We start from the raw sequence: 14,290 nt of genomic DNA on the forward strand, positions 1-14,290 counted from the left end.
CGAAGATATGCGCCGGTCCTGTGGCGTCTGCAAGGCGGCGGCCTCAGTCCGTCTTGCCGGCAAGGATGACCGCCGCGGCGACGATTTCCGCAAGCCCTTCGGTGGTCTCGAGGCTGGCAAGGTCCGCGGGTGCGAGCCAGCGCGCATCGTCGAGTTCGTCGTTGAGCACGGGCTCGCCGGCAAGCCAGCGCGCCGCGAAGGAGAGGACGACGAAATGGCGTTGCGCGCGTCCGTCCGGATCGCGGACGATGACTTCGCGATGGCCGGCCAGGGCGACCGGTTCGATCGCCAGCGCCGTCTCTTCGCGTATTTCGCGTGTGACGGCCTCGGCCAGTGTCTCACCGGTTTCGACCACGCCGCCCGGCAGCGTGTAGATCGCGAGCGCCGGTTTGCGGGCGCGGCGTACCACCAGGACTTTGCCATCGCGGATGATTGCGGCGCTTACCGCCAGGAACGGGCGCTGCGGGTAGAGGCGTTCGTCGGTCATGTCAGGTGTTCATCAGCCCGTCGATCACCGCCTGCGGCGCCTCGGTGCTGCCATTGATGAGCGCCGCCGCCTGCGCGGCGAGCGGCCGGAGTTGCGCGGCGGTGTAGACGGCAAGTTGGTCGCTGGCGCCAGGCGCCGGATTAGCCTGCAGCACGGTGTGAATCTCCGCGACCAGGGCGCCCATATCGGTGGCCAGTTCCTCCAGCCGGGTGCGCAGGGCGGCGTCAACGGTTTCGTAGGCCGCGATGGCCAGCGCGCGGTCGCTGAACGCCGACGCGGCGAAATGCTCGCGGTAGCTCATGGGGCGCCACGCCAGGATATCGTCGCGGCAATCGGGGCAGCTCGGCAGGAGCTCGAGCAGCATGATGGCTTCGTAAAAATGATTGAGGTAGTCGGTCGCGAGCCCCGTCGCCGGATTGATGTTGGCCTCCACGAGCCGCCGCACCGAAGAATCGGTGCATGTCGTCTCCTCCGGTTGCGTCGGGGCGTTGCAATCCTGATATGGCATGGATGTCGCCCGCCTCCGGCGCGGGCAGTATCGGCTTGGCCGGTCAAAGTGTATTCAAGCCCGGGTTCAACCGGAATGTGTGGACGGTATACTCTCACATCTGCGCCGGAAGTGCTCCGGGCCCTCTTCGGTTACGAAGAGCATCCCGATTTTCCGGCCCGGTTCAATATCGCACCGACGCAGCCGATTCCGATCGTGCGGCTTGTGGATGGCAAGCGGCATTTCGTCCTGGTGCGCTGGGGCCTGGTGCCGTCCTGGGTCAAGGACCCGAACGCCTTCTCGGTGCTCGTGAACGCGCGCGGCGAGTCCGTCCGCGACAAGCCGGCGTTCCGTTCCGCCATGAAGTACCGCCGCTGCCTCATTCCGGCCGATGGTTTCTACGAATGGCAGGCGCGCGGCTCCGGCCCGAAGCAGCCTTTCTACGTGCGGGCGAAATCGGGCAAGCCGCTTGCCTTCGCCGGCCTGTGGGAAAACTGGATGGGGCCGAACGGGGAGGAGATGGAGACGGCATTGATCGTCACCACCAAGCCGAACCAGACGCTCGAACCGATCCACGACCGGATGCCGGTCATCGTGCCGCCCGAGGCGTTCGATCTGTGGCTCGACACCATGCATGTCGACGATGAGACCGCGAGCGTGCTCATCGCCCCCGCATCCGACGATCTGCTCGAAGCCTATCCGGTGTCGGTGGCGGTCAACCGCACCGCCAACGACAATCCCAAACTGCTCGAGCTGTTCAAGCCCACCGACGCGCCGGCCGTGGCGGCTCCCGCGAAGGCGCGCGCACCGCGCGCCAAGCCCACGCAGGGCGACGACGGGCAGGGGATGTTGTTCTAGCGACTACGGCGTCGGGTCACGTCCGTCGAGCCATTTGGCAAAGACGGTGCGCGGCTGGTCGGTATAGCCGAGCGCGCGATAGAAATCGTGCACGGCCGTATTGTCCGCGCGCACCAGCAACATCGCCTTCTGAACGCCGCGCGCGGCGAGCCACTGCTCGGCAGCGTGGGTAATGGCGCGGCCGAAACCGCAGCCTTGGTGCGCCGGATCGACCGACAGGTAATAGAACCAGCCGCGATGGCCGTCGTGACCGACCATGACGGATGCGACGATATCCTGTCCGTCGCGCGCGACGAGAACCGCCGCGTTCGGGCCGCGCCGCGCCAGCGCGATATCGGCATGCGGATCGTTCCAGGGACGCGTCAGGCCGCAGCGCGTCCACAGCGCCACGATCGCGTCGACGTCGTCATCGGTCGCGTCGGCGAAAGACAACGCCGGCTTGCTCACAGCACCTTGCCCGGATTGAGGATGCCGTTCGGATCGAGCATCTGCTTGACGCCGCGCATCAGCTCGATCGCGACCGGATCCTTCACCTTCGGCAGCGACGCGCGCTTGAGCATGCCGATGCCGTGCTCGGCCGAGATCGAGCCGTCGTATTTGAGCACGATCTTGTCGACGACAGCGTTCATCTCCGCCCAACGCGCGAGATAGGCATCCTTGTCGGCGCCGACCGGCTGGCTGACGTTGAAATGCATGTTGCCGTCGCCGAGATGACCGAAAGGCACCGGCCGGCAGCCGGGGATGAATTCTTTGACCGCCGTCATCGCATCTTCCAGAAATGCGGGCACGGCGGCGACCGGCACCGACACGTCGTGCTTGATCGAGCCGCCCTCCGGCTTCTGCACCTCCGGCAGCATGTGGCGCAGATGCCAGAACGCCTTGGTTTGATCGAGGCTCGCAGCGAGCGTCGCGTCTTCGATCAGGTCTTCTTCCGCCGCCGCTTCCAGCAATTGCTCGACGCTGTCGCGCAGACCTTCCGCGTTCTGCGACGAGATCTCCATCAGCACGTACCACGGATGGCGCATGCCGAGCGGATCGCGGACGCCGGGCCCGTGTTTGATGGCGAAGTCGAGCACGCCGCGCACGATCAGTTCGAAGCTCGTCACCGTACCGCCGGCGCGCGCCTGCGCAAGATTCAAAAGCTTCACGGCGGCTGCTGGCGAGGAAAGGCCGATGAACGCAGTTTCCACCGCGCGCGGACGCGGAAACATCTTCAACGTCGCGGCGGTGATGATGCCGAGCGTGCCTTCCGCGCCGACGAAGAGATGGCGCAAGTCGTAACCGGTGTTGTTCTTCTTCAGCTTCGACAGAAGATTCATCAGCCGGCCGTCGGCCAACACTACCTCGACGCCAAGCATGAGATCGCGCGCGACGCCGTAAGCGAGCGCGCCGGTGCCGCCGGCATTGGTCGAAAGATTGCCGCCGATGGTGCAGCTTCCCTCGGCGCCGAGCGAGAGCGGAAACAGGCGATCGACGCTGGCGGCCGCTTCCTGCGCCTTCTGCAGCACGACGCCGCTTTCGCAGGTCATCGCGTTGGAGTCGGGATCCACCGCGCGGATCTTGTCGAGGCGCGTCAGCGATAAAATGATCTCCCCCTCGAGCGGAATCTGTCCGCCGACGAGGCCGGTGTTGCCGCCTTGCGGCACCACCGCGGTCCTCGTTTCGTTGGCGAGTTTCAAGATCGCCTGCACTTCCGCGACCGAGCCCGGCCGCAGCATCATAGAAGTGTGGCCATGATAGAGCCCACGGCCCTCGATCAGATGCGGCGCGAGCGTCGCTTGATCGGTCACCGCATAGCGATCGCCGACGATCGCGGCGAAGCGTTGCATCAGCCCGGCCGCGGGCGCGCGGCGCAATTGTTCGTTCATCCCGGCATTCCCTGTACGTGCGCGGTCGCGATCATGGCCGCGGTGCGGCGGCGCGGGCGAGGCGGTCGTTGATCGCTTCGCCTAAGCCGTCGTGTGGGATTGTCATTACCGCGATGTTCCTCGCCCCGGAAGCATCGAGCGCGCGCAGATGCGAGAACAGATTGGCGGCCGCCTCGATCAGGTCGCCGCCAGGCGAGAGATTGAGCATGGCTCCGGCGTGAGCGAGCGGCGGGCCGAAGGCAAGCAATACTTCCCCGGCCTCGACGCCATCGGCATTCAAACGCAGCCGCGCTTTCGGCGCGTAGTGCGAACTCAACATGCCCGGAGCGACCGGCGCCTCGTCGTCGGTCGGTACGGCGGCCGCCGCCAGCGGCCGTCCGAGCACGCGCTCGATCTCGGCGCGGGGCAGGCCACCCGGCCGCAACAACGTCGGCTCGCCGAGGCAGGAGACGATGGTGGATTCGACGCCGACGCCGGAGGCGCCGCCGTCGATGACCAGGTCGATGCGCCCGCGCAGGTCGCTCAGCACATGCGCGGCGGTGGTCGGCGAGACGTGGCCGGAGCGGTTGGCCGAGGGCGCCACCACCGGGCCGGCGAAGGCCGTGAGCAGGGCATGCGCCACCGGATGGTCGGGCACCCGCAGGGCGACGCTGTCGAGGCCGGCGAGGGCCAGATCGGAGACCGGGCAATCCGGCCGCTTCGGCAGGACTAGGGTCACCGGTCCGGGCCAGAAGGCGGCCGCCAGGGCCTCCGCCGCGGCGTCGAACACCGCAAGCCGCCGGGCGGCGGCAACGTCGGCGACATGGGCGATCAGCGGGTTGAAGGCCGGCCGGCCCTTGGCGGCGTAGAGCCGGGCCACGGCCTCGCCATTGGCGGCGTCGGCGCCGAGCCCATAGACGGTCTCGGTCGGGAAGGCGACCAGCCCCCCGGCCTGCAGGCAGCGGGCGGCGGCCGCGATTCCGTCTCGGTCGGCCTTGAGGACCCGCGTTCCCAGCTCGGCAGTCATCGATCTGTGTTCTCGCACTTGCGTTTAGAGGCCCGGGGGTTATAAGACCCGCCACCAGTCGGAGTGTAGCGCAGTCTGGTAGCGCACCACGTTCGGGACGTGGGGGTCGCAGGTTCAAATCCTGCCACTCCGACCATTTTTAGGCCGATTTCCCCTTCAGTCCCGATCGGCCGGCCCTTACGTGGGGCGTCCCGCTATCGCCGGGTCGCGGCCCCCTCGACCACTAGCACCGTGCCCCGAACCGCCTTCACCACCAGCGGCGCGCCGGCCGGTATGTCGCTCTTCGCCTCGGCCAGCCAGACGCTGTCGCCGATCCGCGCCCGCCCGTGGCCGCCGGTGAACGCCTCCGCCGCGGTTCCCACCGCGCCGACCAGATCGAGGTCGCGGCGGTTGAGCGGCGGCTCGGCGTGGCGGCGCGCCATCGCCCGCCGGTAGATAAAGTAGCCGCCGCCGCAGGACAGCGCGCAGGCGATGACGAAGGTCAGCAACTGGCCCGCGTAAGACAGGTCGACCGCGAAGGTCACCGCCGCCGTGATCGCCGCCGCGCAGGCGATCCAGATCAGATATGCCCCCGGGACGTGCAGCTCCAGAAAGCCGACCACCACGGCGGCGATGGCCCAGGCCCAAGGCGTGAACGCGATCGGGAAGCTCATGATTTATCCGCGGTGGTCGCGTTCTTGGTCAGTTCGGCGATGCCGGCGACCGCGCTGACGACGCTCGTCATCTCCATCGGCATGAGCATCAGCTTCACGTTCGGCGAATGGCCGATCTGGTTGAGCGCATCGACGTATTTCTGCGCGACGAAATAATTGAGCGCCTGCACGTTGCCGTTCTGCACGGCATTGGAGACGGCCTTGGTCGCCTCCGCCTCGGCGGCGGCGAGACGCTCGCGCGCTTCCGCGTCGCGGTTGGCGGCGGCCAAGCGACCTTCGGCGGCCAGGATCTGCGACTGCTTCTCGCCCTCGGCGCGCAGGATCGCCGCCTGCTTGACGCCTTCGGCCTGCAATATCGAGGCACGCTTTTCGCGCTCGGCGGTGAGCTGCATCGACATCGACGCCACCACATTGTCCGGCGGCCGGATGTCCTTGAGCTCGACGCGCGTGATCTTCGTGCCCCAGGGCTGCGTCGCGGCATCGAGCACGTGCAGCAGGCGATCGTTGATCTCGTCACGCTTGGAAAGCGTCTCGTCGAGATCGAGCGCGCCGATGGCGGTGCGGATGTTCGTCATGGTGAGATTGGTGATCGCCGCGTGCAGGTTCTGCACCTCATAGGCGGCCTTCGCCGCCGTGAGCACCTGATAGAAGACGATGCCATCGACGGTGACGGAGGCGTTGTCCTTGGTGATGACCGACTGGCTCGGAACGTCGAGCACGGTTTCCTGCACGTTCATCTTGTGGCCGACCTGGTCGATGAACGGCACGATCAGATTGAGGCCCGGCAGGAGCGTCGTCCGATAACGGCCAAATCGCTCGACCGTCCACTGAAAGCCCTGCGGCACGGTTTTCACCCCCGCGGCAATGACGGCGATCGTCAGGACGACTAATGCGATCAGAAACGTAAGCGCTTCCATATAAGGCCCCCGGTGTTGCGGGCATGTTAGTCTTGCCCCGGATGGACGCCAAGCTCGCGTCCCGGCGCGGCGATCCCGCCGGGCTTTCTGGCACCTGTTTGTGACGTCCCTCTTGTGCGGACCGGGCGTAGCCGCGTACTTTTACAACCAAACAACGATCAGGCCGGGAGCAGCCGGCCGCTTCCTGGAGGAATAACGCCGATGTCACGGATCGCGACCGTTTTCGCTCGTCTATTCTTTTCCTGCTTATGCCTGACCTGCGCGGCCGCCTCGGCCGGCGCCGCCGACTACCCGAGCCGTCCGGTGCGCATCATCGTCGGTTATCCGCCGGGCGGCGCGACCGACATCGTGGCGCGCATCTTCGGCGCTTATCTGTCGGAGAAGCTCGGGCAGCAATTCGTCATCGAGAACCGCGCCGGCGCCGGCAATAATCTTGGCACAGAAGCGGTGGTGCGGGCGGCGCCGGACGGTTACACGCTGATCCTGGTCAATCCGGCGAATGCGGTGAACGCCTCGCTGTACAAGAAGCTCAACTTCAATTTCATCCGCGACATTGCGCCGGTCGCCGGCTTCATCCGCGTGCCGAATGTGATGGAGGTGCATCCGTCCATACCGGCGAAGACGGTCGCGGAGTTCATCGCCTATGTGAAAGCCAATCCCGGCAAGGTGAACATCGCTTCGTCCGGCAACGGCACGTCGATTCATCTGTCGGGCGAACTGTTCAAGATGATGACCGGGCTGCAGATGACGCACGTGCCCTACAAAGGCTCGGCGCCGATGCTCACGGACCTGCTCGCGGGTCAGGTGCAGGTCACCTTCGACAATCTCCCGGCTTCGATCGGTCACATCAAGGCGGGCAAGCTGCGCGCGCTCGCCGTCACGACGGCGGTGCGTTCGCCGGAACTGCCGGACGTGCCGACCGTCGGCGACACCGTGCCGGGCTATGAGGCCAGCGCCTTCTTCGGTCTCGGCGCGCCGAAGGACACGCCGAAGGAGGTCATCGCCGTCATCAACAAGCAGGTGAACGAAGGGCTGAAGGACCCGGCCATCCTGAAGAAGCTTGCCGATTTGGGCGGCCTGCCGCTCGCCGGCTCGCCCGAAGAGTTCGGCAAAGTAATTGCGTCCGAAACGGCCAAATGGGAGAAGGTGGTTCACGCCGCCAACCTGTCGGTCGAGTGATCGGCCCCAACCAACGCTCATTCCCGCGGAAGCGGGAATCCAGCAGGTCCTATCAAATTGAATCGTCTCGCCGGGTCCCCGCCGCAAGTCGGTCGTAGCCGACTTGCGCACGCGGGGACGAACTGACTACGGGAATACACTTCGACATGAACAACAAGAGACGTCCGGAGGATTTGCGCAGCCATCGTTGGCTTGGCGCCAGCGATCTACGCTCGTTCGGCCACCGTGCCCGGCTGCGCCAGGGCGGCTTCAATGCCGAGGATTGGACCGGCAAGCCGGTCATCGGCATCATCAATACCTGGAGCGACATCAACTTCTGCCACACGCATCTGCGCGCCCGCGCCGAGGATGTGAAACGCGGCGTGCTGCAGGCGGGCGGCTTCCCGGTCGAACTGCCGGCGATGTCGTTGTCCGAGCCCTTCGTGAAGCCCTCGACTATGCTCTATCGCAATCTCCTGGCGATGGAGGCCGAGGAGCTGTTGCGCAGCCATCCGATCGATGGCGCCGTGCTGTTAGGTGGCTGCGACAAGTCCACGCCGGCGCTGATCATGGGCGCGATCTCGATGGGTATTCCGGCGATCTATGTGCCGGCGGGGCCGCAGCTCAACGGCAACTGGCGCGGGCAGGAGATGGGTTCGGGCTCGGACGCCTGGAAATATTGGGACGAGAAGCGCGCCGGCCGCATCAGCGAGGACGACTGGGCCGAGCTCGAAGGCGGCATTGCGCGGTCCTTCGGCACCTGCATGGTGATGGGCACCGCCGCCACTATGATGGCGATCGCCGAAGCCGTCGGCCTGTCGCTGCCGGGCGCCTCGTCGATACCCGCCGCCGACAGCGCGCATCCGCGCATGTGTTCGGCCTCCGGCCGCCGCATCGTCGACATGGTGTGGGAAGATCTCACCCCGCAGAAGATCATGACGCCGGCCGCTTTCGACAATGCCATCCGCGTGCACATGGCGATGGGCGGTTCGACCAATGCCATCATCCACGTCGTCGCCATGGCGCGGCGACTCGGCCTGCCATTCGACATGAAGCGCTTCGACGAGATCTCGCGCGAGATCCCGGTGCTCGCCAATGTGCGGCCCTCGGGCGGCTATCTGATGGAAGACTTCTATTATGCCGGCGGCCTGCGTGCGCTGATGAACGAGCTGAAAGAGACGCTCGACCTCACATGCCTGACCGTCACCGGCAAGACGATCGGCGAGAACATCGCCGGCGCGCAGGTCTACAAGCCGGACGTCATCCATCCGCTGAGCGATCCGGTGTCGCGCGAGGGCGCGACCGCCGTGCTCACCGGCAATCTCGCCCCGCGTGGCTGCGTCATGAAGCCGTCGGCGGCCGAGAAGCGGCTGTTGAAGCACCGCGGCAAGGTGATCGCCTTCGAGGACTACAACGAGATGGCGCGCGAGGTGGAGCGCGACGATCTAGACGTCACGGCCGACCACATTCTCGTCTTGAAGAACAGCGGCCCGAAGGGCGGCCCCGGCATGCCGGAATGGGGCATGCTGCCGATTCCGAAGAAGCTGGTGAAGCAGGGGGTGCGCGACATGGTGCGCATCTCCGACGCCCGCATGAGCGGCACCAGCTACGGCGCCTGCATTCTTCACGTCGCGCCGGAGAGCTATGTCGGCGGGCCGCTCGCTTTCGTGCAGACCGGCGACGAGATCGAGGTCGATGTCGAGGCGCGCCGCATCCATCTGCATGTCAGCGACGAGGAGCTGGCGCGCCGCAGGGCGGCGTGGCAGCAGCCGGCGCCGCGCTACCCGCGCGGCTATGGCGCCATCTACTCCATGCACATCGGCCAGGCCGACGAGGGCTGCGATTTCGATTTCCTGGAGGGCACGGCGCCGATCGCCGAGCCGGAGATTCACTAGTGCGGCGGTTCTGAAGTCCGCATCATTCTCGCCGCGAGTTAGAGATGCGGACTTCGGAACCAAAGCCACACAAGATCAAATAGGGTACTGGTGTCCCGTTTCCGAAGTTCGCTTCAGAGCCAACTGCAAAGCAAAGTGAACTTCGGAAACGGACACTCGCCGGCCATGATCTCGCCTTGCCGCTTCGGTTCTATCGGCGCGTCGAAAGCGGAGTGCGGGTCATGCGCCTGAGGCAAGCCATCCTGCCGACAATCGCGCTGTTGGGGACCATGCTGTTCCCGGCCGTGGCGCCTGCGCAGCAGGCGCTCGGCATCGTCGTGCAGAGCCGCCAGTTCGCGCCGACGCAGTTGCGGGCGACGGCCGATGCGCCGTTCACGCTGAAGGTGACCAATCTCGACGCCAACCCCATCGAATTCGCGAGCGCAGGGTTGCGTGTCGACCGCATCGTCTCGCCGAACACCAGTGTGACGATCGACGTCGCGGCCTTGCCACGCGGTCGCTACACCTTCGTCGACGTGATGCACGGTTCGCCTCAAGGCGTGCTCATTCTCGACTAAGATATTGCTCGATTAGAATATTGCGTGCGGCGGGTTAAGCGCCGATCTTGCCTACAAATGACGCAAAAGGAACCTGACGGTGCGGGCTGCCATGCGCGCCTCTTGCAGCTGACCTCCGTTTCGCACCACGATACCGTTGCACAATCGCGCTCAAGCACGTATGGCGTGATCGAATGTGGATGCAGGACATGGGCTTTCTGTATGAGTGACGACATTCCCTTCAACAAGAAACTCGAACTCGCCCCGGATATCGTGGACGAGCCGATGCCGGGCGTGCGCCGTGTGATGGCGAACAATCCCGGGCCGTTCACGTTCAAGGGCACGCTCAGCTACATCATCGGCAAGGGCAACGTCGCCATTGTCGATCCGGGCCCCGACGATCCCGCGCATATCGGCGCGCTGCTCGACGCCGTGCGCGGCGAGACGGTGACGCATATCTTCGTCACGCATACGCATCGCGATCATTCTCCGGCGACGCCCGCCGTCAAGCATGCGACCGGTGCCACAGTGTATGCCGAGGGGCCGCACCGGCCCGCGCGCGCGTTGCACATCGGCGAGAACAACCCGCTCGACTCGAGCGGCGATCGCGACTTCCGTCCGGACGTTCAACTCAAGGATGGTGACGTTGTATCCGGCGATGGCTGGACCATCGAAGGCGTGTTCACGCCGGGGCACACTGCCAATCACATGGCCTTCGCCTGGAAGGAAAAGAACGTGCTGTTCGCCGGCGATCACGTGATGGGTTGGGCGACGTCGATCGTCGCGCCGCCTGACGGCGCCATGAGCGATTACATGGCCTCGCTCAACAAGCTCGCGCAGCGCGGGGAAGAAACCTACTTCCCGGGCCACGGGCCGGCCATTCCGGAAGCCAAGCGCTTCGTCAATTATTACATCCTGCACCGCAAGGCGCGGGAGGACTCGATCCTCTATCGCCTCGGCAAGGGGCCGACCGACATTCCGACGATCGTGCGCGCGATCTATATCGGCATCGATCCACGTCTGACCGGTGCCGCCGGCATGTCGGTGCTCGCGCACATGGAAGATCTGGTGACGCGCGGTCTCGTCGAGACCGAGGGCGAGCCATCGATTGACGGGGTGTATCGATTGGCCGCGTAGAAGGTTCGGATGCCTTCTTACGACCGCTTATTCGCCGGCGCTGGTTTGCCGGGCTGATTGCGGCGCGGCTGTTGCGGCGGCTGCGTTTGCCGCGGCTCCGGCGCATTGCTCACCGCGTCGTCGATCTCTTCGAGCAGGCCGCGGATACGCTGCGCGTTCGCGCCGAAATCGTGCAGCCCGTAGCGGGAGGCTGATCGGATGTCGACGCGTGCGCCTTCGCCCGCCGGCCTGATGCGGATCGATACGTCGTCGCGGAAGCCCATGATCAGCGAGCGCGCCACCAGCTCGATCGTGCCGTCGCGCCGGGGCGCCGGGGGACGCGCATCCACCACCAGCCACTTGTGCTTGTTCACGAGGCCGAGCGTGATGTCGTAGACCTGCTTGGGATCGGCATCGGCCATCAGCGGCACGATCTCCGGATAGGCCTTGCGTTGCAGCTCGGCATTGCGTTGCGGATAGTCATTCGAGCCGCGTGGGCGCAGGCGCGCCAGCACGTCGAAACGGGGTGGGGTCGCGGTGTCGGTTGAGATGTCGTCGATCGCCGGCAGCTTGAGCGCGCGGCTGCCGATATAGGCCGGATAAGCCAGCAGCAGCAGGCTGACGAAAATGCCGGTAAGGGCGCGTCCCAGTCCCGACGAGCCGTCGCGCCAGATGACGACGAAAGAGGCCAGGCCGAGCAAGATCGACATGACCGCGAAGACCAATGCCGCGCCGAAGGTCGCCAGCGAGGGAACGATCTCGAGCAAGCCCGAGCGGACGATGATGACCGACAGCGCCGCGACGGCCAGCGCGAACCAAGCCAGCCGCGCGCACCACACGGCAAGCTGCGACATCGGTTCGTCGCCAAAGCGTGGTCGTCGGGCCATCGGTATTATCCTGCACAAATGCGCTTGAGCGCCGCCCATTCGGGGGCGCTCAGGAAGGGTATCGGCGGCCCATCGGGGACGATACGGCTGATCGCGGCGATGCGCGCTTTAGTCTCGGGGTGATCGAGCAGGATTTTCATACCCGGCTCGGTGGCGCCGCCGATCTTGGCCAGCATCGTAGCCAGCGCGCGCGGGTCGCCATGCACCTTCTTCATCAGTTCGGCGCCGTAGCCGTCGGCGGCCGTCTCCGCTTCGCGCGAATACGAAGATTGCAGCACCGTCTTCGCCGCGTACACCACGGCGCCGCCGCCGACAAAGTCGCCGAGCAGCATGCCGAACAGGAACGACAGGCCGGCACCCTGCAGCATGCCCTTGGTGTTGTCGCGATGCGCGACATGGCCGATCTCATGGCCGATCACGCCGGCAACTTCGTCCGGATTGTCGGCCTTCTCGATCAGCCCCTGGAAGACATAGATCTGGCCCCCCGGCAGCGCGATCGCATTGGCTTCCGGCCGCCGTATCACGCTCGCGCGCAACGGCAGGCCCAGATTGGCCGAGCTCTCGAGCCGCTTGATCATCTTGTCGAGCGCGGCCCGGCCGGCTTGCTCGTTCGCGTTGTTGCCGCAGTCGAAGCCCGCGCCGGCATTGCGCGTGTCGAGCTGATTGCGCACCTGCATGTTGACGGCTTCGCCCAGGCGGCGTTCGACCGCGACCGGCACCGCCGGCGCGATCCGGTCGGCGATCGCCGGAATGCCCCAATAGGAGACCGCCACCAGCGCCAGCGTGGCGAGGACGGTCCAGCCGATCACGTGCAAGCGCTGCCGCCGGTGAATCGCACCGGTGCGATCGACATATTCCGCGCGCACGTCGATCGCATGTGCAAAGTTCGCGTCGAACACTTCGAGCCGCGCCAGGACGGGATCGTGGCGACGGCCGAGGCGCAATACATTGTCCGGCGCGTTCAACTCGTCGATCTCGTCATAGGGCCAGTCCGCCAGCACGTGGCCCGTGCTGTCCGTCATCTGCAAGCCGGACGAGCCGAGCGTCACCCTCACGTTCTGGCGCGCGCTGGTGCGGCCGTCGAAAAAGACGCCGGGGCCGGAAGTCGGAGCGGGCAGATCGGTCATCGTCATCAGTAACCGCTCACACGTAACGTGTCCGCAAGGCCCTCGCCCAGGGCCGAACTCGGTTGCCCCTGCGCCGTGACATGGTCCAGCGCCGCAAGGCCCACTAATTGCAGCGATTCCATGCTCAACTGCCAGAGCGCGTAGCCGACGGTGGCCCGATAGAGCGTCGAATAGCCGAGCGCGGCTGTCACGTAGCCGCCGATCAGCACCAGCGCGGCACCCGCTTCGGCCGCGATCGAGGCATCCTCACCGGCGGTGAGCACACCGACGACCCACAGCGCCGGTAGGCTGCCGAGGGCCAGCACCACGCTGAAGGCCAGGGCGAGTCCCAGAAAACGAAGATAGGCGCCGTAGACGCGCCGCATCTTCAAGTGGGAGCTCAATTCGATGCCACCGAACCGCAGGCCCGACAGCCACCAGCGCAGCATGATCGCCCGATAGGCCGGGAACAACAGCAGCGCGAGCGCGATCGAAGTGAGTACCATCAAAATCGCGAATACGATGGCGTTCGGCAACTCCGGATTGCTGCGGGCGATGTGTGCCATCACATCGTCGCTTTCGGCGCTGAGCGCATCGGCCAACGCCACCCAGTCCACCACTTCGATGAAGGCACCGATCGCGAGCGCGAGCGGCGCCATCAGCAACAGCCATAGCGGCAGACCGCGCAGGAACAGGCGCCAGCCGGCGCCCGCGAAACGGCCGGGAAGATCGCCATAAAACGTATGGCGCATCTTGAAGCGCTCGAGGCTCGCGACCTGAAACGGATAGGCGAGGCCGATGCTCAGGGCCGTGAGCGCCCACCACAGAAAGGCGCGCACGGCATAGACGCCCGCCGATCCGGTTTGGTGAAAGCGCAGGCCGCGAAACACGGTGCGCGTCAGCCGGTAGCTGCGCGCGCGATAGATGGCGTATTGCCCGGCCAGCCCCAACAGCGCGACGCCAACGATGCCGGACATCTCGCCGAGCGTGCCGATATCGAGTGCAGCGAGAAAGAAGCCGGCATAGACCGGGATCAGGATTGCCACGGCCGCGAGAAAGCCGATCAGCAGTTCGACCGGGGTGCCGTTATATTCGAGGCTTTCGCCGGCGATTTCCGTATTGGCCCACAGGAAGCGGCGCACGTCGGTGTTCAGCCAGAACCGGTAGATGCCGAGGGTGACCATTAGCAGCACGCCGCCGCGCACGAGCAGCCGCCAATAGGCCTTGCGCGCGCCCAGAAACCGCACGCCGGCCGTGCCTGCGGTTTCGCTTGCCTCGACGGTCATGGGCGAAGGGATAGAGGGAACGCGGCGCGC

15 protein-coding genes and 1 tRNA gene are annotated in these 14,290 nt (G+C 65.8%); 6 read left to right on the plus strand and 10 right to left on the minus strand.

What is annotated here, in order from left to right; translation table 11 throughout:
• Positions 1-43 precede the first annotated feature (43 nt).
• Together DW352_RS24605 and DW352_RS24610 are read right to left on the minus strand one after the other, a co-directional pair.
• Positions 44-487 (minus strand): NUDIX hydrolase, encoded by a 444-nt coding sequence (locus DW352_RS24605; protein WP_115693804.1) that lies wholly within the window; start codon positions 485-487, stop codon positions 44-46.
• 1 nt (position 488) lies between these two features.
• Entirely contained in the window at positions 489-920 is a 432-nt protein-coding gene (locus DW352_RS24610; protein WP_245434238.1) for a hypothetical protein, read from the minus strand.
• Positions 921-1,106: 186 nt separating this feature from the next.
• On the opposite strand from DW352_RS24610, the gene DW352_RS24615 reads away from it, so the two are divergent.
• Entirely contained in the window at positions 1,107-1,832 is a 726-nt protein-coding gene (locus tag DW352_RS24615) for an SOS response-associated peptidase (protein ID WP_245434239.1), read from the plus strand.
• Between the two features lie 3 nt (positions 1,833-1,835).
• Here the strand turns inward: DW352_RS24615 and DW352_RS24620 are convergent, their stop codons facing one another.
• The 3 genes from DW352_RS24620 to DW352_RS24630 are packed head-to-tail and all read right to left on the minus strand — an operon-like array spanning position 1,836 to position 4,706.
• Entirely contained in the window at positions 1,836-2,279 is a 444-nt protein-coding gene (locus DW352_RS24620) for a GNAT family acetyltransferase (protein ID WP_115693806.1), read from the minus strand.
• The gene (locus tag DW352_RS24625) at positions 2,276-3,700 is read right to left on the minus strand and encodes an FAD-binding oxidoreductase (RefSeq protein ID WP_115693807.1); all 1,425 of its coding nucleotides are present in this window, start codon (positions 3,698-3,700) and stop codon (positions 2,276-2,278) included. Before DW352_RS24625 ends, DW352_RS24620 begins: the two co-directional genes overlap by 4 nt.
• A 31-nt stretch (positions 3,701-3,731) precedes the next feature.
• Positions 3,732-4,706 carry an L-threonylcarbamoyladenylate synthase gene (locus tag DW352_RS24630; RefSeq protein WP_115693808.1) on the minus strand — a complete coding sequence of 325 codons (975 nt, stop codon included), beginning with the start codon at positions 4,704-4,706 and terminating at the stop codon, positions 3,732-3,734.
• A gap of 59 nt (positions 4,707-4,765) precedes the next feature.
• On the opposite strand from DW352_RS24630, the gene DW352_RS24635 reads away from it, so the two are divergent.
• Positions 4,766-4,842, plus strand: a tRNA-Pro gene (locus tag DW352_RS24635).
• 58 nt (positions 4,843-4,900) lie between these two features.
• On the opposite strand, the gene DW352_RS24640 is transcribed toward DW352_RS24635, so the two are convergent.
• Together DW352_RS24640 and DW352_RS24645 are read right to left on the minus strand one after the other, a co-directional pair.
• The gene (locus tag DW352_RS24640) at positions 4,901-5,359 is read right to left on the minus strand and encodes an NfeD family protein (RefSeq protein WP_115693809.1); all 459 of its coding nucleotides are present in this window, start codon (positions 5,357-5,359) and stop codon (positions 4,901-4,903) included.
• Positions 5,356-6,276: an SPFH domain-containing protein gene (locus DW352_RS24645; RefSeq protein ID WP_115693810.1), complete on the minus strand. Its 921-nt coding sequence runs from the start codon at positions 6,274-6,276 to the stop codon at positions 5,356-5,358. Before DW352_RS24645 ends, DW352_RS24640 begins: the two co-directional genes overlap by 4 nt.
• Positions 6,277-6,477: 201 nt before the next feature.
• On the opposite strand from DW352_RS24645, the gene DW352_RS24650 reads away from it, so the two are divergent.
• The 4 genes from DW352_RS24650 (at position 6,478) to DW352_RS24665 (ending at position 11,002) form a co-directional block, all read left to right on the plus strand.
• Positions 6,478-7,455 (plus strand): Bug family tripartite tricarboxylate transporter substrate binding protein, encoded by a 978-nt coding sequence (locus tag DW352_RS24650; RefSeq protein ID WP_115693811.1) that lies wholly within the window; start codon positions 6,478-6,480, stop codon positions 7,453-7,455.
• A gap of 146 nt (positions 7,456-7,601) precedes the next feature.
• Positions 7,602-9,329 carry an L-arabinonate dehydratase gene (araD, locus tag DW352_RS24655; RefSeq protein ID WP_115693812.1) on the plus strand — a complete coding sequence of 576 codons (1,728 nt, stop codon included), beginning with the start codon at positions 7,602-7,604 and terminating at the stop codon, positions 9,327-9,329.
• Between the two features lie 221 nt (positions 9,330-9,550).
• Complete coding sequence (locus tag DW352_RS24660; RefSeq protein WP_162827180.1) at positions 9,551-9,886, plus strand: cupredoxin domain-containing protein; 336 nt, start codon at positions 9,551-9,553, stop codon at positions 9,884-9,886.
• Positions 9,887-10,087: 201 nt separating this feature from the next.
• Positions 10,088-11,002: an MBL fold metallo-hydrolase gene (locus DW352_RS24665; protein ID WP_115693814.1), complete on the plus strand. Its 915-nt coding sequence runs from the start codon at positions 10,088-10,090 to the stop codon at positions 11,000-11,002.
• A 17-nt stretch (positions 11,003-11,019) separates the two neighbouring features.
• Here the strand turns inward: DW352_RS24665 and DW352_RS24670 are convergent, their stop codons facing one another.
• From DW352_RS24670 to DW352_RS24680, 3 genes are read right to left on the minus strand one after another with little or no spacing between them, the layout of a single operon-like run.
• Positions 11,020-11,868 carry a DUF1499 domain-containing protein gene (locus DW352_RS24670; protein ID WP_115693815.1) on the minus strand — a complete coding sequence of 283 codons (849 nt, stop codon included), beginning with the start codon at positions 11,866-11,868 and terminating at the stop codon, positions 11,020-11,022.
• 5 nt (positions 11,869-11,873) lie between these two features.
• Positions 11,874-13,001 carry a M48 family metallopeptidase gene (locus DW352_RS24675; RefSeq protein ID WP_115693816.1) on the minus strand — a complete coding sequence of 376 codons (1,128 nt, stop codon included), beginning with the start codon at positions 12,999-13,001 and terminating at the stop codon, positions 11,874-11,876.
• Positions 13,001-14,260, minus strand: coding sequence for a DUF898 family protein (locus DW352_RS24680; RefSeq protein ID WP_115693817.1), 1,260 nt, complete (start codon positions 14,258-14,260; stop codon positions 13,001-13,003). Before DW352_RS24680 ends, DW352_RS24675 begins: the two co-directional genes overlap by 1 nt.
• Positions 14,261-14,290: the final 30 nt, after the last annotated feature.

Source organism: Pseudolabrys taiwanensis (assembly GCF_003367395.1).
GTDB classification, from domain to species: Bacteria; Pseudomonadota; Alphaproteobacteria; order Rhizobiales; family Xanthobacteraceae; genus Pseudolabrys; species Pseudolabrys taiwanensis.